At 51.6% G+C, this 18,345-nt stretch carries 16 protein-coding genes; 1 reads left to right on the forward strand and 15 read right to left on the reverse strand.

Annotated elements, in window-relative coordinates:
• Positions 1-14: 14 nt before the first annotated feature.
• From D328_RS0117410 to D328_RS0117450, 9 genes are all read right to left on the reverse strand, one after another.
• Positions 15-1,214 carry a VWA domain-containing protein gene (locus D328_RS0117410; RefSeq protein ID WP_018886312.1) on the reverse strand — a complete coding sequence of 400 codons (1,200 nt, stop codon included), beginning with the start codon at positions 1,212-1,214 and terminating at the stop codon, positions 15-17.
• On the reverse strand, positions 1,190-3,910 hold the full coding sequence (locus D328_RS0117415) for a DUF5682 family protein (protein ID WP_018886313.1): 2,721 nt from the start codon (positions 3,908-3,910) through the stop codon (positions 1,190-1,192). The genes D328_RS0117410 and D328_RS0117415 overlap by 25 nt, the downstream gene beginning before the upstream one ends.
• On the reverse strand, positions 3,898-5,001 hold the full coding sequence (locus D328_RS0117420) for an ATP-binding protein (protein ID WP_018886314.1): 1,104 nt from the start codon (positions 4,999-5,001) through the stop codon (positions 3,898-3,900). The genes D328_RS0117415 and D328_RS0117420 overlap by 13 nt, the downstream gene beginning before the upstream one ends.
• A 367-nt stretch (positions 5,002-5,368) precedes the next feature.
• Positions 5,369-6,058 (reverse strand): lipoyl(octanoyl) transferase LipB, encoded by a 690-nt coding sequence (gene lipB / locus D328_RS0117425; RefSeq protein ID WP_018886315.1) that lies wholly within the window; start codon positions 6,056-6,058, stop codon positions 5,369-5,371.
• A gap of 99 nt (positions 6,059-6,157) precedes the next feature.
• Positions 6,158-7,540 carry a dihydrolipoamide acetyltransferase family protein gene (locus D328_RS0117430; protein WP_018886316.1) on the reverse strand — a complete coding sequence of 461 codons (1,383 nt, stop codon included), beginning with the start codon at positions 7,538-7,540 and terminating at the stop codon, positions 6,158-6,160.
• Between the two features lie 105 nt (positions 7,541-7,645).
• The gene (locus tag D328_RS0117435) at positions 7,646-8,632 is read right to left on the reverse strand and encodes an alpha-ketoacid dehydrogenase subunit beta (protein ID WP_018886317.1); all 987 of its coding nucleotides are present in this window, start codon (positions 8,630-8,632) and stop codon (positions 7,646-7,648) included.
• A 3-nt stretch (positions 8,633-8,635) separates the two neighbouring features.
• Positions 8,636-9,664 carry a thiamine pyrophosphate-dependent dehydrogenase E1 component subunit alpha gene (locus D328_RS0117440; protein WP_018886318.1) on the reverse strand — a complete coding sequence of 343 codons (1,029 nt, stop codon included), beginning with the start codon at positions 9,662-9,664 and terminating at the stop codon, positions 8,636-8,638.
• 154 nt (positions 9,665-9,818) lie between these two features.
• Positions 9,819-11,240, reverse strand: coding sequence for a dihydrolipoyl dehydrogenase (lpdA, locus tag D328_RS0117445; protein ID WP_018886319.1), 1,422 nt, complete (start codon positions 11,238-11,240; stop codon positions 9,819-9,821).
• A 204-nt stretch (positions 11,241-11,444) separates the two neighbouring features.
• On the reverse strand, positions 11,445-11,654 hold the full coding sequence (locus tag D328_RS0117450; RefSeq protein ID WP_018886320.1) for a hypothetical protein: 210 nt from the start codon (positions 11,652-11,654) through the stop codon (positions 11,445-11,447).
• Positions 11,655-11,976: 322 nt separating this feature from the next.
• Here D328_RS0117450 and D328_RS0117455 point away from each other — a divergent pair, with 322 nt between their 5' ends.
• Positions 11,977-12,573, forward strand: a complete 597-nt coding sequence (locus D328_RS0117455) for a thymidine kinase (RefSeq protein ID WP_018886321.1) — start codon at positions 11,977-11,979, stop codon at positions 12,571-12,573.
• 127 nt (positions 12,574-12,700) lie between these two features.
• On the opposite strand, the gene D328_RS0117460 is transcribed toward D328_RS0117455, so the two are convergent.
• The 6 genes from D328_RS0117460 to D328_RS0117485 form a co-directional block, all read right to left on the reverse strand.
• Positions 12,701-13,054: a hypothetical protein gene (locus tag D328_RS0117460; RefSeq protein ID WP_018886322.1), complete on the reverse strand. Its 354-nt coding sequence runs from the start codon at positions 13,052-13,054 to the stop codon at positions 12,701-12,703.
• Between the two features lie 190 nt (positions 13,055-13,244).
• Complete coding sequence (locus D328_RS0117465) at positions 13,245-14,051, reverse strand: nucleoside phosphorylase (RefSeq protein WP_018886323.1); 807 nt, start codon at positions 14,049-14,051, stop codon at positions 13,245-13,247.
• A gap of 3 nt (positions 14,052-14,054) precedes the next feature.
• Positions 14,055-14,726, reverse strand: a complete 672-nt coding sequence (locus tag D328_RS0117470; RefSeq protein ID WP_018886324.1) for a sulfite oxidase-like oxidoreductase — start codon at positions 14,724-14,726, stop codon at positions 14,055-14,057.
• A 120-nt stretch (positions 14,727-14,846) separates the two neighbouring features.
• On the reverse strand, positions 14,847-15,770 hold the full coding sequence (locus D328_RS0117475; RefSeq protein ID WP_018886325.1) for an ABC transporter permease: 924 nt from the start codon (positions 15,768-15,770) through the stop codon (positions 14,847-14,849).
• Positions 15,754-16,821, reverse strand: coding sequence for an ABC transporter permease (locus D328_RS0117480; RefSeq protein WP_018886326.1), 1,068 nt, complete (start codon positions 16,819-16,821; stop codon positions 15,754-15,756). Before D328_RS0117480 ends, D328_RS0117475 begins: the two co-directional genes overlap by 17 nt.
• Positions 16,818-18,317: an ABC transporter ATP-binding protein gene (locus tag D328_RS0117485; protein ID WP_018886327.1), complete on the reverse strand. Its 1,500-nt coding sequence runs from the start codon at positions 18,315-18,317 to the stop codon at positions 16,818-16,820. The genes D328_RS0117480 and D328_RS0117485 overlap by 4 nt, the downstream gene beginning before the upstream one ends.
• Between the last annotated feature and the right edge of the window lie 28 nt (positions 18,318-18,345).

Consider the following 18,345-nt stretch of genomic DNA (forward strand, 5'->3'; position numbering starts at 1 on the left):
TAACCTCGTGTAATCTAACGAATGACGCCAGCAACCCACTCTGCCAGCTCGTTCGGTGTAATAGCTGCAACCTCGGCTCCGATATTGCTCAAGGTCTGGGCGGCATTCCGGTTGTATACTGCTTCACCACTGAAATCCAACGCTGTCAACACGAGTAGCTTTGCTCCCGCGTCTACAATATCCTTGCAGGCCTTATACATATATGGAAGCGGGTAACCTTCCTCCAGATCACTTACCAATACAAAAATCGTCTTGCCCGGGTTATCCATAAGACGTTCCGCATAACGAAGTGCCTTGGTAATATGCGTCCCGCCACCAAGCTGGACACTCATCAGCAGATCAACCGGGTCCTCCAGCCGATCACTGAGATCCACCACCTCGGTATCAAAAATAATCAGATGCGTACGCAACGCATTCAGACTATGGAAGATACTCGCCATGACAGCACTATAAATAACAGAATCCAGCATGCTCCCGCTTTCATCAACAGCAATGACGATGTTCCATTTATTGTAGGTTTGGACACTTCCATCAAAATAAAGACGATCAATGACGAATCTGCCGCGTTTTTTATCATAGTTTTTGAGATTTCGGGTTATGGTCTTCTTCATATTCAGATTACGCAGCGACTTTACGGGACTGCTCACATAGCGACTCTTCTTGCCCAAAATGCTGGAACGCACCTCAAGCTCCAACCGGCGGCGCAAATCCTCTACGACTGTACGCACGATGTCCTTGGCGCTACGTAGCACCTCACCCTTCATGCGACCTTTGAACTGCATAATATTTTTGAGCAGATTCATATTGGGCTCCAGTGATTCCAGAAGCTTCCGATCCGTCAGTAGCTCTGACAGGCCGTAGCGCTCCAGCGCTTGCTTCTCCAATACCTCTACCGTTGTCTTGGGAAAAAGTGTTCTGATCTTGTGCAACCAATCCGGCACCGTCAATTGAGGAGCTCCTTGTCCCCCTTCACGACGGAAGCCCTGCTCCTCGCTATATTCACGATCATACAGGTAGCCCAGTACCTCATCCAACTCCGTATAAGAGTAATCGTCATAGCTATATTCTGAATTCTGCGACAGACTCTCCTCTGCCGAGGCTCCTAATAATAGCCGCCATCGATTCAGTAGTTCTGTCGACCCTGACTTGGCGTTTGTCGCTGTAGAAGTATGCTGTATTACTCCATCATCTACTTCGTGTTGATCAGCATCCATGCGGTGAACTCCTTTCGCAATGCGTCATCAAGGGCCTGAGCACGTAGCAGCGCTTGCTCCTCCAGACCCGCTTCCTCCAGCAAGGCATCCTGTGAATTCAGCATATGTGCCACACGGTCTGCAATCAGTGAGGTCTCCATAGGAGTGAAGTAGGTAAACGCAAGCCTTAATTCCGCTACCATAGCAATGAACTCCTCATGCGGAAGCTCCTCCAGAAGACAATTGACCTCGATCAGCAGCTCATCATCATACAAGAACACATCACGTCCAGCCGTGAACAGTCCTTGTAGATAGAGCGCAGACTTCTGGACCTGTTCTGGCGTACCACGAACATATCCTCTCGTTCGTTGTGCGATCTCCGCGCGGCTACGATCCCCTGCAGACACAGCTAGCGCCATACATACGCCCTCAAGCAATGGAGGCAGCTCCTCCTCCAGTAGCGTTGTCAACTGTTCTCTGAACCTACTATCGAAAAGCTCATCGGGCGCAGAGGACAGCATCGCAAGCAGCTTCAGCCCCTCAACGATGTCGTTGTGCTCATCGGGTGCTGTCCCTATAATGGCAGGCAACCTGTCCACCGCTAAACGATATGCCTCAACAAGCAGCTGCGGAAGCTGCTCATCATCACGAAGACCCAGCAGTACCCCATGCTGTTGAAGGCGGTATAGGACACGCAGTGTCTGGCATAACGACAGTAGACTGCCATCCATGCGCAGTGCAGCGCGTACGAGTCCATAGAGACTGCTCGCGAGCTCCTGCAGCCCCATGAGAAGAGCATGCAGAAGCAGATCTGCCAGCCGTCCACTATGATGCCCCGGTATCTCCGTCGCCGCTTCTTCCAGCTTGCGTACAGCTGCGGCCTGAAGTGTACCGCCAAATATCGAATTCTCAATTAATCTTGCCTCAATCAATGCTGAGTAGGAATATGTCCATGTCTCGCGCACAAGGTTCATGTTCCGATTGCCCAGCCAATCTGGGCCTGCCTTCTTCTCGGCGAACTCCGGCACCAGAAAGCTCACACAATGCAGCAATTGGCTAATCCGTCGATGGTCAGGTCGCGCGTACAAATCCAGTGTTTTCTTATGTCTGGCTGTCGTTTTAATCTGTAGCTTACCCGCAGCAGCATGACGCTTGAAGTCCTCCACAATGGGAACAAGCCAATCATTGGGCGCAATCTGACCAATCCTGTCTCCCGTTAGCAGCTCCTTCAGCCTCGTAACGGGTTCAGACGTGGCGATCGAATACTCACCCTTGACGAAGGCGGATAGCACTGCATCCAGCAGCTCATAGACTCCTCCCTCGTGTTTGCTGCGCAGGTGAGCTAATCCCTGTAACATCGCATAAGCCTCAATAGCATCACTGGTAGATACATGCTGCTTCTGTTCACGTAGCCTGTGTGTCAATGCTGTCAGCAGCTGCAGCGATGTACGTGTGTAGGGCTCTTGTCTCTCCCGCTCAATATGGGCCCATGCCAGCTCATAATAGTTCACATATGGCATACCACTAGCGTAGCCATTCAGTCGATCGGCTTCGGCAAAGGTATAGATCATGGGGTACATCTGCTTCGTATACTCAACTGAGCTCACAGCGCCAGAATCATGAGTCGCCAGGGCTGCTTCAGAATTACCAGCTGTGGATTCAGATGAAGATGTAGTAGCGGTTGTCTCGACCTCCTCAGACACATCCTTAGCCAGATCCTTAAACACATCTTTTGACGCTTCCTTAGACGCAGTCTTACCCAGCTCTTCCTCATCTTCTTCCGCTTGCCTTTCCAGACCTCCGCTCTCCTTCAGTCCTCGATCCAGTAGACCATACGTATGAAAGCCACCCGTTACCACCAGGACCCGCTCATAATTCTGAACAGCCTGACTGATGTGACGCCTCATGTTCAGCTCCCGCTCTAGCTCCCCTTCCTCCTGAAGGCGCTGTATCGTATAGCACATACGCGATAAGGTGCAATAGGTGAATACTTCACGGGCAAAATCAGTCGTACTGAGCTGTAGACCACGAATCTCGAACAATCTCTCCCACAACTCATCGAAGCTGCGACAATTCAGACTCTCGCACAGCTTGTCCATGAATGCCGAGGAGGTGAGTAGCGTCTCATCCTGCAAGGATGACCTGTCTCTGCCTTGTTCTTGTTCTTGTCTCTCCTTCTTAGCGAGAATATCAGCTTCAGACTGAGCTTGCAGGAAATGCGGGCGAACATCCAGATCAATGAAATGGACAGGAATGTTCTGACGCACAGCCTCCCTCATCGCCACATATTCAGGAGAATAGCTCAATAGCGGATAGTAGAAGGCCGCCTTTTCCACATTTGTCTCGTACGTGCAATACAGACTTACAGGCGGTACAGTTGCCTCATCCGTCAATACTTGAATTAACGGGTCTGCACTCTCAGGTCCTTCAATTAATATAATTTGGGGCATATAGGCTTCTATTGCTTGCAATAAATGAAACGAGCAAGCCGGGCTATGATGACGTACCGGAAAATACACTACGTTAGCTGACAAATTAAATACCTGCTCACGGTATAGCAGATCTAGCTGTTCCATAGATACACCCGACTCCTCAGAGGCTAGCGCAGAGAAATCGTCCATTGTGGAATGGTGCGACATAGTCATGGAAATATTCGAATCCGTAGAATGCTTGTCCGTCCTGCTATCCGCCTTCGCGACAGACATCAGCGAATCCATGTTCTCGCCTCATAGTAAGCCTTCCATAGCTCGTCCTCTCTGGCACGTTCCTTCACGACCTTGCTGAAATAACCCTTGAGCACTGACAAATCCTTGTCGCTCTCCTTAGCCACCGTTCCCAGCATATTCTGCACAAGTCGATCCATGGTAACAGGTCGATCCTCATAATAGTAGGAGGTCATGGCGCTCTGCACATAGACAGATACAGCTTCTGCCGTACTCAGTGTCGCCTGTGGCATATCCAGCTTGTAACCCTCGCGGCTTTGGCCCTTTCTCAGCTCCATGAAGGTCGTAGCCAGCAGCTCCACAACATCCTGCTCAATCTCTACTTCAACACCATTATGCTGAAGCAGATTTTTGGCCTGGGATTCGATAATGTATGCTTCCATCTTGACATTGCCTATTGGATGGATCGTCTCAAAGTTGAATCTCCGCTTGAGTGCTCCGCTCATCTCGTTGACACCTTTGTCACGAATGTTTGCCGTAGCAATGACATTAAAGCCAGGCTTCGCGAACAATACGCCACTTTCCAGCTCCGGTATGCTGAGCACTTTGTCACTTAGAATGCTTATGAGACTATCCTGTACCTCGGAGGGACAGCGTGTAATCTCCTCAAAACGAGTAATCATCCCCTGCTTCATTCCCTGGTATAAAGGTGACGGCACAAGCGCAACCTCAGACGGTCCCTGATCGAGCAGCATGGCATAGTTCCAGGAATACTTGATCATATCCTCCGTCGTTCCCGCCGTACCCTGTACTGTATTCAGACTGGTGCCCGAGATGGCCGCAGATAACAGCTCACTCAGCATCGTCTTGGCCGTCCCTGGCTCTCCGACCAGCATCAGTCCCCGATTCCCGGCCAGCGTTACAATAGCCCGCTCAATCAATACATCGTTACCGTAAAATTTGCGTGTTATCCGAACCTCTTGTCCATCCAATATCACAGGCTTGTCTCTGCCTATAATGAAGTCTCTCACATACATAGGTGACAGCAGCCAATTCGGCGGTCTTCTACCTGTATCCTCCTCGCGCAGAGCCCTCAGCTCCTGCTCGTATAGTGTCTCAGCCGGAGGCTTGATCATCTCTAGCATGGTTGTTCTCCCTTCCGCGAAACAGATCGTATGTTCTCATGTTTTCATCATAGCATAGCGCCCTAAGTCCAAGCGACACTACCCGCCAAAAATGGTTGATTCGTCCCCTTCTGTTGCCATTTTGTATGAGTCATTAGACTTACATGGGAAGCTGGTAGGTATAAATGTGAACACCTATTTTTGAATATCTGGAATTGTAGCAATCTATACTGAGCTCCAGTGAACTGTAGTGATTTGAAGCAATCTTTGTTACTCCTTCCTGAGTCTATGTATGATTTAGAAATCTAGTCCGTTTCAACAAAAAAGGAAGCCCACATACGCTGTGGACTTCCTCACAATCTGATCTATGAATACATATTGGGTCTGTCTATGAATGAATTCTCTGAATATCGTAGGGAAAATTGCGCACAAAGTGCGGCAAAATGTCCTTTGCCACCTGTTCTACGCTGATGCTCTGACCCAGAGCACCTTCCAGCGAGGTTACTCCATAATCCTGAATACCGCACGGAACAATCCCGCTGAAGCCATCCTGCTCCACACCTTCCTCCACATTGAACGCGAAGCCGTGGCTGGTAATGAAGCCTCTGCGGTGCTTACAGCGGTTGAACTTGACCCCGATCGCGGCGATCTTGCGATCTCCGATCCATACGCCTGTGTAGCTTGCCTTGCGTGTCCCTTCCAGACCATACTCACCAAGCAGGTCGATAATGACCTGCTCCAGCGATCGCAAATATCCGTGCAAGTCCAGGTCTTGTCCATAGCCGAGCATCAACAGTGGATAGCCGACCAGTTGTCCCGGACCATGATACGTAATATCGCCGCCGCGGTCAATCTCAAATACCGAGATTCCCTTTGCCTCTAACTGCTCTGTGCTCAGCAGCAGGTGCTCAGGATGACGCTGCGAGCCGATAGTGTATGTTGGAGGATGCTGCAGCAGCAACAGCGCTTCCTGTCTTGAGCCTTGGTCAAGCGCCTGCACAATATCCTTTTGCAATTCCCATGCTTCTCCATACGGCATGGTCGGTATATAGCTGACTTCAAGCGGACGTCTGTTCACAGCCTGTACCCTTCTCTCTTCAGCGACACGAAGAAGCCGCGCGCCTTGTTCATCCGAATACTGCCCAATTGAATAAGACTGACTACATACAGATTTTTTTTAATACAGCTTGGTTTCCAAAGAATAGCTCTCCAGGTTCTCTTTCACACGCTGCAGGAATCGTCCACAGATGACGCCATCCAGAATACGATGATCCAGAGACAGACAGAGGTTGGCCATCGAGCGAACCGCAATCATGTCATTTATAACCACAGGCTTCTTAACGATGGATTCAAAAGTCAGAATCGCAGCCTGTGGATAGTTGATAATGGGATACGACAGGATGGAGCCAAAGGAGCCTGTGTTGTTCACCGTAAATGTCCCGCCCTGCATATCGTCCAGCTTCAGCTTGCCCTCGCGGGTCTTGCGCGCCAGATCATCAATTTCACGGGCTAACCCTGCAATGTTCTTCTGATCTGCTTTCTGGATAACCGGAGTCAATACGGAGTCCTCCGTGCCGACTGCCAGCGAGATATTGATATCCCGCTTCACGATAATTTTATCCACGGCCCAGAAAGAATTCATGATTGGATAATCCTTGATCGCATTCACCACGGCCTTCAGCAGGAAGGCCAGATAAGTAATATTAATGCCTTCCTTGCGCTTGAATTCATCCTTAATGCGATTGCGCAGCATAACCAGATTCGTCACGTCAACCTCGATCATGGTCCAGGCATGCGGAATTTCTGACACACTCTGGCGCATATTACGGGCGATTGCATTGCGAATCGGCGTCACATCAATATAATATTCACTTCTGCCTGTAGGATCGTCCTCAACCTCAATCGTAGGAATCTTCGGCATCTCCGTCAAATGAATTCCGCTGTTACGAACAGGTATTGCAGCATCACCGAGCGTAGCAGTTGCCTGTTCGCTTGGGACGGAGGCAGGACTGTTGACATTGGTTCTTGGTGCTTCCACAGCTATGCCCGCTGGGGCTGATTTACTCGCTTGCGGAGCAACTGTATCCTTGCGCTGCACATACGCCAGTACATCCTTGCGGGTAATACGCCCACCAATCCCTGTGCCTGTGACGTTGCTCAACTGAATTCCGTGCTGAGCCGCCAGCGATTGAACTACCGGAGAATAGCGATGACGCATTGATTGATCAGCACCGTTCTCAGCTTCCAGCTCAGCAATGACTGGGCTATGCTCAGGCTGCTGCGCAGACTGGGCTGCTCCGTCTCCCTCTGAAGTCTGGATACGACAGATGATCTCATCAACTGCGATCACTTGCCCCTCCACAGCCAGATGCTCGCCCATGATTCCATCTACCGTAGAAGGAATCTCCGCGTTTACTTTATCGGTAATGACCTCACAAATCGGATCATATTGTTCCACTTTCTCACCAGGCTGCTTGAGCCATTTGGCAATGGTAGCAGAGACGAGTGATTCCGCTAGCTGCGGCATGACTACATCAGTCCACTGCTTGTTGTCAGACATGTTCTTCAACTCCTTGATTTACATCCATCAGCTCTCGACTACACGGCTTCACGCCGCACATTCGTGCTAATTGTGATGTCACTTAAGGGCCTCTCTCGTACTAGCCTAGTACAGAGCAAGCTCCTGCATGGCTTCCTTCACCTTGTCCTTGTTCAATAAAAAGAACTTCTCCATCGGCGGGCTAATCGGCATTGCAGGTACATCTGGCCCGCACAGGCGAGCGATTGGCGCATCCAGATCAAAGAGACATTCCTCACTGATAATCGCCGAGACCTCTGCGCCAACTCCGCCCGTCTTGTTGTCCTCATGGACGATCAGTACCTTACCTGTATGACGAGCAGCTTCAATGATGGCATTGCGATCAAGTGGCTGTAGGGTGCGCAGATCAAGTACATGAGAAGTAATGCCCTGCTCCTTCTCCAGCTCCGCAGCTGCTTCCATCACGAATTGCAGCGTACGACTGTAGCTGATGACCGTAATGTCATCCCCTTCTCGCAGCAGATTCGCTTCCCCGATCGGAACGATATAATCGCTCTCAGGCACCTCACCCTTAAGCAGCTTGTAGCTCTTCTTGTTCTCAAAATACAACACAGGGTCAGGATCACGAATGGCTGCCTTCAGCAGTCCCTTGGCATCATAAGGCGAATACGGCGCTACAATCTTCAGACCTGGTGTTCCGAAGAAGATGGATTCAGGGCACTGCGAATGATAGAGTCCACCGAAGATACCGCCACCAATCGGCGCACGGACCACGATCGGGCAATTCCAGTCATTGTTCGAGCGGTAGCGGATTTTGGCCGCCTCACTGATGATTTGGTTCGTTGCTGGCAGCATAAAATCGGAATACTGCATCTCTGCAACAGGCTTCATACCGTACATGGCCGCCCCGATCGCTACGCCAGCAATTGCGGATTCAGCCAGAGGGGTATCCATAACCCGCATCTCCCCGAATTGCTCCATCAATCCCTTGGTGGTCGTAAAGACGCCACCCTTGACGCCAACATCCTCACCGAGCACGAACACTGTCTCGTCCTGCTCCATCTCTTCCTTCATTGCCAACCGAATGGCATCGATATATTCCATTACTGCCATGTGCTATTGCCCCTCTCCGCTGCTGTCCGCATACACGTGCAGAAGTGTATCCTCAGGCTGAGGAAACGGCGCCTTATCCGCATATTCGATAGCATCCTTCATTACCTGAAGCAGCTCTGTCTTCAGCTCCTGATCCCGCTGTTCATCCCAGATGCCAGCATCAATCAGATACGTCTTCATTCGCAGCAGTCCATCCTTCTTCCAATTCTCGTCCACTTCTTCCTTGGTCCGGTAAGCCAGATCATTGTCTGAAGTGGAGTGCGGGGACAGACGGTACATCATGGCCTCGATCAGCGTCGGACCTTCGCCACGAACGGCTCGCTCACGTGCTTCTTTGACTGCCTCATAGATTGCAAAGGCATCATTGCCGTCCACGCGAATACCTGGGAAGCCGTATCCAAGCGCACGATCGCTAACCTTGCCGCTGAGCTGCTTGTGCACAGGCACAGATATCGCATACTGGTTGTTCTCACACATAATAATGACTGGCAGCTTGTGGACACCAGCAAAGTTACAGCCCTCATGAAAATCTCCCTGGTTACTGGAGCCCTCACCGAAGGTCACGAAAGATACAATGTCCTTCTTCTGCATCTTCGCAGCAAGAGCAATCCCCACGGCATGAGGAACCTGCGTCGTTACCGGGCTCGAACCCGTGACGATCCGCAACCTTTTGCTTCCGAAGTGCCCTGGCATCTGTCTGCCGCCACTGTTCGGGTCCTCTGCCTTCGCAAAGGCAGATAGCATTAGTTCACGAGCGGTCATACCTACCGATAGGACGAACCCATAGTCACGGTAGTAGGGTAGAAAATAATCGTGCTCCCTGTCCAGAGCAAAAGCCGCCGCTACTTGTGCAGCCTCCTGCCCGATCCCGGATACGTGAAAATTGATCTTGCCTGCACGCTGCAGCAGCAGATTACGCTCGTCGAACGTACGCGCCAGCAGCATGAATCTATACATTTCAATAGCTTGCTCATCTGTCAATCCTAACTGCTCATGCCTTTGCTTGCTGTGCACAGCACTTTTTGCATTCATGGAGACACCTCCCGAGTTATACAGCCTGCATTCAAGTACTCATACCGTCTTGTCTTAAAACCTGGTACTAAGACTTGGCTTAACCCTATTATAATCGTTTTCTTCCGAAAAAGAAAACACCTGCTTCAGCAATTTGCATCATCCGATTTCAAGGCTAGATTCCAATCGCTTTCCCATCTACTGCATGCATCGCTTCTCCCAGAATTTCGGAGAGCGTCGGATGCGGATATGCGAGCTGGCCGACCTCCCATGGTGTAGCATCAAGCAGCTGTGCAAGTGCAGCCTCGCTGATCAGGTCCGTTACGTGGGTACCGATCATATGCACACCAAGAATATCATTGCTCTCACGGTCAGCGATCACCTTCACGAAGCCATCTTTGCTGCCGTATACAAGTGATTTGCCAATCGCTTGAAATGGGAATTTGCCCACCTTGATCTCACGTCCAGCCTGCTTGGCCTGTTCCTCCGTCAGCCCCACACTGGCCGTCTCAGGACGGGTATACACACAACGTGGAATCATGTGGTCAGGTGTGTGGTGAGCTTGTTCTCCGGACAGGTGATGAACCGCAGCAATCCCTTCATGGCTGGCAGCATGGGCAAGCTGTACCCCTCCAATGCAATCCCCGATCGCATAAATATGAGGCTCGTGCGTCTGATAATCCGCATTAACGGCTATGAAGCCATTCACGACGCGGATATCTGTATTTTCCAATCCGATATTTTCTACATTGGCTTGTCTGCCGACAGACACCAGTAGCTTCACCGCGCTCAACGTCTGCGTCTCCTCGCCCTGTCTGATGTCAATCTGAACGCCTTCCTCGTCCTTGCCGTAGCTATCTGTCAGAAGCTCACAGCTCGTCAGAATCTTAATCCCACGGGCGCTTAGCAGGCGCTGCAGCTCCTTGGACACATCCGGATCCTCAGCAGGCAGCAAGCGCGGAGCAGCCTCTACAATGGTAACCTCCACCCCAAAGTCATTCAGCATCGAAGCCCATTCCACACCTATGACGCCGCCGCCGACAATAATAATGGAAGCTGGTAGGGCATCCATCGTCAACGCTTCATCACTGCTCATGATATACTGTCCATCGGGTTCAAGTCCTGGGAGCTGACGTGGTCGGGAGCCCGTGGCAATGATCAGATTGCCTGACACGACGGTCTCCATCTCTCCATCCTCCAGCTCCACGGCAATGGAACCGCTCTTCGGCGAAAAGATCGAAGGCCCAATGACGCGCCCTGTTCCCTTCAGTACCGTGATCTTGTTCTTGCGCATCAGATATTGCACCCCTTGGTGCAGTTGCTGAACTACCTGTTCCTTGCGTTCCTGCACTTTGGGGAACACAAGCGTAGCACCCGCAGTCTCCACGCCGAAGGCAGCACTTTCCTTGACAGTCGCATACACCTCTGCACTGCGCAGCAACGCCTTGCTCGGAATGCATCCACGGTGCAGACAGGTCCCTCCAAGCTTGTCCTGTTCGATGATGACGACCTCCTTGCCCAATTGGGCTGCGCGAATCGCCGCCACATAACCACCAGTTCCTCCACCAAGCACCGCCACATCACAATTAATCGTCATAGCTTCCTCCGTTAATTACATATTTGAATGCATTGATATCCATTATTCCATTCGGTATTTATGAAAATTTTAACCATTTACAAATCTGCGCAAACGAAAGAGACACGTATGATTGCTGCTCATGACAGCGGAGCGCTGGGCAATCGTCGTGTACAGTAGCTTCTATCCGTTCTTATTATCCTTACGCTTCCTATGTAACATGGACTATTCATAAAGGGCATCCTTGAGCTTACTCGACATGCGCGGCGTCCCGGACTGTGCGCGTACTGCCTTCCGTAAACGCTCATTACGTTGCTCCAGCTCCTGAATCTTGGCAGCCATTTGAGCAATCAGCTCTCCTGCCTGTGGACTTAGCTGACCGTTCTGCCGAAGCTCCTCTATTCGAGCCGTGTAATCCTTAGCTTGATCTGCCATGACACATCACCTTTTCTGTTGTTCGTATCACCTTACCTTACCATGTGGCAAAGTGTCATAGCAATGAGCAATCCATATATGGAGTCTCTTGACCATAAGCACCAGAAGAACGAAAGCAGAACCCCCCTGGGACTTTCGAATACAATACAGGATAGGTTAGGCGTATAGCAACAGCACTGGGATCGATCACCATTGTATGATTTTATCTGGAACGTGAGCTTGCGGTATGGTAATCTATAATGGCGTTTTCTTCGGATAGAGGTTCGCAGGTTGCATATTAAGCCTTGTATGTCTTGTTGTTAGGAAAGAGAGGAGAATCGTATTGTCTAGAGGACGTATTACCGTAATTACGGGTCCCATGTTCAGTGAGAAATCCGGAGAACTGATCCGCCGCTGCCAGAAGCTTATGAAGTATGGGCGTCGCAAGGTAGTAGCGTACAAGCCGGCAGAGGATAACCGGTATGCCGAGGATGAGATCGTGAGCCGCATTGGCTACAGGCTCCCTGCTATATCTATTCCTCGTAAGCTGACTGAGGAGACGGTACAGCAGATTCTGGTCGAAACGAAGGATGCGGATGTGGTTGCCTTTGACGAGGTGCAGTTCTTTAGTCGTCCAATCATGCAGCTTGTGCAGGAATTGGCCTATTGCGGAAAGCATGTCATTGTCGATGGTCTGAATATGGATTACAGAGGTAAAGAGTTCGGCTACATTGGTGGCTTGCTCGCCATGGCCGATGACATTGAGAAGCTAAGCTCATTCTGCGCAGTGTGCGGCAGTGCTGAGGCGAACTTCACACAGCGTATTGTGAACGGTGAACCTGCAAAGGTAGGTCCGATCGTCATGATTGGCGATTCCGAGGCTTATGAGCCACGTTGCCGGGAATGCTTTGTTCCACCCCACAAGGTGGATTGCAACTAACAGACACCGACGGAACTGTGGCGATACGTTATACATAGCCCGGAGATGCCAGGGACAGCCACCTGCATCTCTGAGCGGTATATACGAATCGAAGCCCATCACCAGACTATTAAAAATCAGCTTGCAACTACAAGGGTAGCATATCCCGACGCTCTGCCTGAGGCTTGCAGTTCTTGCATACGCCCCATATTTGACCGTTATCCCCAGCATAGAAGGTAAGCTTCTCTTCCTTTTTGCAAAAGCTGCATTTCTGCGTCTTCGGTGCCTTCTCAGGCTTACGCTGGAATTTCACCACGTTAGCTCCACGCGCACCCTGATCACGGTGACTATCCTGCGGATTTCTGGTCCGCTGCAGAAACACCACAATAGCAGATATCATGATAACTCCGATTAGTACATACCATATGAAGTTCCACATGGCCACGCTCTCCTTTGGCAGATTGTTGTTCTCAACACCATTACCTTCCATAAATTGTGACATTGCACAATCTCATGTAAGCGCCTACCTCCAAAGTAAACCATTTGAACCATCGGTGTCAAATCGCCCGTTATCTTCCCTTATACGACGCCTAACCAATAGCCAACGCGAATGGCCCGAGGCCAATATCGGTCCTCGGGTAACATAAGCAGTCCATCTCTTAAATTATGTCAGCAATCAGACCTACGCACATTCAGGCACCCTGTTCCTCCTGACGCGCTACATGAGTCAAGGCACGCAGTGCCGCCTCCATCTCCAATTCAACAGCTGCAGCCACGGCATTCGTATGCGGGTCATACTCGGCTGCCAGATCGCTATCCGCGAAGCCATCAATAGCTACGATCGCACCTGCTCGTGCTCCACGCAGCGTACTGACGATGTATAGTGCTGCTATCTCCATCTCTGCTGCCAGCGCACCAGCCAGCTTGAATTTACGATGCGGTATGTCTTCCACTCCGGTAAAGAAAGCATCCAGCGTCACCGTAATGCCTTTCCCCACCTTACACGCTGTAAATTCAGCTGAGCCGACTGCCTGGTCAGGCTCTGCATTTCCAGCAGCCGAATGAGCAGCAGATCCGGCAAGCGCTGCAGCGTACAGAGCCTCCGTCACCCCGCTATCCGCTACAGCCGGAAATCCTTCGGGTACGAGCTGTCGTGTCAGTCCATCTGTTCGTACTGCTGCCGTGCTGACAATAACACTGCCCGCAGGGTATTCCGCCGTGTAGGAGCCTGCTGTGCCAACGCGGATGAGCGTCTTCACGCCAGCGCGGATAAGCTCCTCGAAGCATACCGCGGCTCCTGGTGATCCGACACCATGACTGACGACGGCAATCTTCACCCCTTCATATGCACCGACAAAAGTTCTGTATTCACGACTGAATGCCAGCTCACGTGCATTGTCCAGCTTGCGGGAGATTTTCTCCGCACGTGCAGGATCACCACATACAATGGCGTATGGTGGAACATCCTCGGAGTGAATTTGCAAAATAGGCATTAACATAGCTCAATCAAACTCCTTTTTCGTCCATTCATCCTCTGGGATCGGCAGGTCCTCCCCCGAGAAGCGCTGTTCCTTGAACGGATCGGCAAAATGATGGAAGCCATTATTCTCCCAGAATCCGTTGCGATCCTCCTTCATGAACTCCAGCCCTCGCACCCACTTGGCACTCTTCCAGAAGTACAGCTGAGGTACAACCAAACGCAACGGATAACCATGCTTGGGGGTCAGAGGTTCACCGTTATACTTGAAGGCCAGCAGCACATCATCGTGCAGTAGCTCCTCTAGGGGAACATTCGTCTCATAGTCATGGTCCGCATGAATCATGACATACTTGGCATCAGGCTTAATCCGCAGCTCCTTCAGAAAGTCAGAGAAACGAATACCCTCCCACGGGGTATCGAACTTTGACCAGCGCGTCACGCAATGAATGTCGCTTACGATGCTCACCTGTGGCATGGCCAGCAGGTCTGTGAAGGAGAAGCTGCGTTCTTCCTCTACTTCCCCGAACACTTTCAGATCCCAAGTGGTCATGTCGTATTCTGGCACTTCCCCTTCGTGCAGAATCGGAAATTTCTCTGTCAGCACCTGTCCTGGAGGCAGGCGGTCACCATGCTCTTGGGTCGCACCCGATAAGGGTGCTTTGGTCTTCTTCAATCTCTCAGCCTTGTTATGCAAGCTACTCCCTCCATAATCCGTAGATTTGTTGATTGCTCATGTGTACCTGCACATCTTTAACCCTTGATCCTCATCCCTTGGTGCTTAACTGTAATCCGCTCATCCCAATCTCCGTCAAGCTTAGCGCGAGCTGCCGCCTGCTTTCAGGGCATCCTGTGCATAGGTCTTGTCCTTGAAGAAGAACATCGCCAGCAAGGTCACGATATATGGCAGCATCATCGTAAAATGTGTTGGCAGCGAGAAGCCCTGCAATCGAATACCGAGTGCATCCATGAAGCCAAACAGCAGACTGGAGGCCATAACACCCAATGGATTGGATTGTCCAAGCATCGTTGCTACAAGGGCAATGAAGCCCCGGCCAGCGGTCATCCCCTCCGTGAACATCGTCACCTGACCCAAGGACAGCTGTGCTCCGGCCAGCGCACAGAGTACACCGCACATCAGGATGGCACCATACTGAATACGGCGCACCTTAATCCCGATGCTTTGCGCAGCGACCGGATTCTCGCCAACAGAGCGCAGACGGAAGCCGGATACGCTTTTGAACAGATACCATTGAAGCACAATGGCAAGAATGATGCCTAAGTACACTAGTGGGCTATGCCCGGAAAATACAGTGCCAACCCAAGGAATATCTTGAATGAGCGGAATATCCCATTTCGGCAGACCCACCATGTTCTTGTCATAATAGGCACCCTTTACATCGAAAATCGCGCGAAGTGCGAACGTAGTCAGTCCTGCTGCCAGAAAATTAAGCGAGATCCCGACAACAATCGCATTCGCCTTGAGATTAAGGCTAATAAACGCGAACATCGCCGAGAAGAGAACTACTATTATAATAGAAAAGATTACAGCAAGCAGCACATGACCAAATAGATAGTTGCCCAGTATAGCGGAGAAGGCGCCGATCAGAATAAGTCCTTCCAGGCCTACATTGAATACGCCAACCCGGGAGCACAACGCTCCGCCGAGCGCTGCCAGCAGGATCGGTGTGACCATCCGCAGCGTCGAGTTGAACAAGGAGGCATCAAACAGTTGTTCCATTGGACTTCTTCTCCTTTCTCCGTTTCAGGAATGCGTACCCGATCTGGGCCGATACGAACAGTGTCAATACCGCCTGAATTACACTTCCTACCTCTAGCGGCACATCCGTGTTCCGCTCCATTCCCATTGAGCCCGTCTGTAGTGCGGCCAACAGAATGGCTGCGATAGCCGTACCAAGCGGGTGGGATCGGGCCAGAAGTGTAGCCATAATCCCACTCCACGCATAGCTCGCCGAGGAGAAGGAGCCGTCAATGAAGCGATATTGGGTCCCCAGCACTTCCCCAGCCCCGGCCAATCCGGCCAGTCCTCCGCTCACAATCATGGTGAGAATCATCATGCGAATCCGACGGACGCCTCCATAGGCTGCAAAGGAGGGATTACTGCCTAACATGCGGATTTCATAGCCGATCACGGTTCTCTGCGTGAACCAATAGACCAGCAGCGCAGCAACGATTGCTATAACGAATCCGGCATGAAGTCCCATCCCTTGGAACAACTTTGGCAGCCATGTCGCCTGCTCCAGCATGGGCGTCTGCGCCATGGCCGCCGAGCCAGTCTGATCCTTGAACGGATAGGCTACCATATAACCGCTGAACCATAAGGCGATATAGTTGAGCAGCAATGTCGTGATGAGCAGATGCATGCCGAAGCGGGCATCCAGCCAGCCGGCCAGCAGGGAGTACAGTCCGCCAGCGATCATGCCTGCTGCTACTGCTGCAATGCAGACAAGCCAGCCCGGTCCCGGCACATATAATGCGGTCAAGGCAGCGCTAAGACCACCAAGAATCATTTGTCCCTCTGCCCCCATGTTGAAGAAGCCGGCGCGGAACGCCAGAGCTACTCCAAGTCCAGCTAATATAATCGGTGTGGACCGGGCGAGAGTATTCGTGAAGAAGTAGAAGTTACCGAAGGCACCCTTCCACATTTCTGCATACGTTTCAATTACAGAGCCTCCAACCAGAAGGATGGCCAATGCTCCAGCCAAGAGGCCGATGAGCACAGCCAGGAGCGGCTGTACCAGCCCGCGAAGACTGTCTTTCACACGATTCATATCCGTTCTTTCCCTCCTGCCATCCACAAGCTGATCTGTTCCTCCGTAGCAGCCTCTGCCGTCAGCTCACCAGCAATCTCACCTTCGTACATAACCAGAATCCGGTCGGAAAGCTGTAAGATCTCCGATAGCTCCGACGAGACGAGCAGAATACCTGCTCCCTCATTCCGCTTGCGCAGCAACTCGGCATGTATGGCTTCCATCGCGCCAATATCGACACCACGCGTAGGCTCAGCTGCAATCAGAAATGGAGTGTCCTGCGCGAATTCGCGAGCTGCAATCAGCTTCTGCAGATTACCTCCCGATAGAAACTGTACCTTCGTGTCCACTGATCCTGTCTTGATGCCAAATTGCTTGATCCAGCGCTCGACCATCTCGCGAGCCTGTCGCGTTCTTACGATTCCCTTCGATTGCAGCCGATGATGATGCCCCATGAGACCATTCTCGCGAACAGTGGCATCCTTTGCTGCCCCCCACATATAACGATCCTCCGGGATATGCGCCAGACCCTGCTCCCGAATGCGGCGGACCGGCCAATTCGTCGTATCCTGACCTGACAATCGGATCTGTCCTTGCTTCGGCTTGCGCAGTCCTGCGATCACCTGAATCAGCTCGGATTGTCCGTTGCCAGAGATACCTGCAATACCGACAATCTCACCCTGTCGAACCTCCATTTGAATATCCTTCAGGGCCGACTGATCCTTGCTGCCTTCCAGTGTCAGGTCCTTCACCTGCAGGACGGGCTCACCCACGGTAACTGGCGGCTTCACGATACGAATCAATTCTCGGCCTACCATCAGCCGTGAGAGCTGCTCCACATCCGTCTCACTCGCATTCATCGTTCCCGTCACCTGCCCGTCTCGCAGCACGGTAATCCGATCCGCTACCTCCATGACCTCCTGTAGCTTGTGCGTGATCAGGATGAAGCTCTTCCCGAGCTGTGCGAGCGACTTCATATTAGCAAGCAGCTCCTTCACCTCCAGCGGGGTAAGTACGGCTGATGGCTCATCCAGAATGATGACATCTGCACCTTGGTACAGCACCTTCAGGATTTCCACACGCTGCTGCATGCCAAGCGGGCATTCGCCTACTCTTTTCCACGGGTCCACAGGCATGCTGTATTGTTGCCCAAGTTCTTGCACAAGCTGCGCAGCAGCTTTTCTATCAAAGGCCCCAGCCTTGGCTGGCTCGCGACCAATCACGATATTCTCGGCTACCGTGAAGGAAGGAAACAGCATAAAATGCTGATGCACCATCCCGATTCCATGCGCCATTGCCTGAGACGGGCTGGAAATGCTGACCTCACGGCCCCGGACTCGAATCGTTCCGGAGGTAGGCTGCTCCATCCCGTACAGCATGCGCATCAGCGTTGTTTTGCCAGCACCGTTCTCGCCAACGAGAGCATGAATCTCACCTTCACGTAGTTGAAAGTCGATGCTCCGGTTCGCAGTGAATCCACCGTACATCTTTGTAATTTTGTCCATCTCCAGCAGCATTTCTGGGATTCGCTCCTCTCGTACTCAG

The organism is Paenibacillus massiliensis 2301065 = DSM 16942 (assembly GCF_000377505.1).
Lineage (GTDB): Bacteria > Bacillota > Bacilli > Paenibacillales > Paenibacillaceae > Paenibacillus > Paenibacillus massiliensis.

Coding starts and splice junctions, on each gene's coding strand:
- D328_RS0117410 (WP_018886312.1), bottom strand. CDS start 1,214: ATGGATGCTGATCAACACGAAGTAGATGATGGAGTAATACAGCATACT.
- D328_RS0117415 (WP_018886313.1), bottom strand. CDS start 3,910: ATGGATTCGCTGATGTCTGTCGCGAAGGCGGATAGCAGGACGGACAAG.
- D328_RS0117420 (WP_018886314.1), bottom strand. CDS start 5,001: ATGCTAGAGATGATCAAGCCTCCGGCTGAGACACTATACGAGCAGGAG.
- D328_RS0117430 (WP_018886316.1), bottom strand. CDS start 7,540: ATGTCTGACAACAAGCAGTGGACTGATGTAGTCATGCCGCAGCTAGCG.
- D328_RS0117435 (WP_018886317.1), bottom strand. CDS start 8,632: ATGGCAGTAATGGAATATATCGATGCCATTCGGTTGGCAATGAAGGAA.
- D328_RS0117440 (WP_018886318.1), bottom strand. CDS start 9,664: ATGAATGCAAAAAGTGCTGTGCACAGCAAGCAAAGGCATGAGCAGTTA.
- lpdA (WP_018886319.1), bottom strand. CDS start 11,240: ATGACGATTAATTGTGATGTGGCGGTGCTTGGTGGAGGAACTGGTGGT.
- D328_RS0117450 (WP_018886320.1), bottom strand. CDS start 11,654: ATGGCAGATCAAGCTAAGGATTACACGGCTCGAATAGAGGAGCTTCGG.
- D328_RS0117460 (WP_018886322.1), bottom strand. CDS start 13,054: ATGTCACAATTTATGGAAGGTAATGGTGTTGAGAACAACAATCTGCCA.
- D328_RS0117465 (WP_018886323.1), bottom strand. CDS start 14,051: ATGTTAATGCCTATTTTGCAAATTCACTCCGAGGATGTTCCACCATAC.
- D328_RS0117475 (WP_018886325.1), bottom strand. CDS start 15,770: ATGGAACAACTGTTTGATGCCTCCTTGTTCAACTCGACGCTGCGGATG.
- D328_RS0117480 (WP_018886326.1), bottom strand. CDS start 16,821: ATGAATCGTGTGAAAGACAGTCTTCGCGGGCTGGTACAGCCGCTCCTG.
- D328_RS0117485 (WP_018886327.1), bottom strand. CDS start 18,317: ATGCTGCTGGAGATGGACAAAATTACAAAGATGTACGGTGGATTCACT.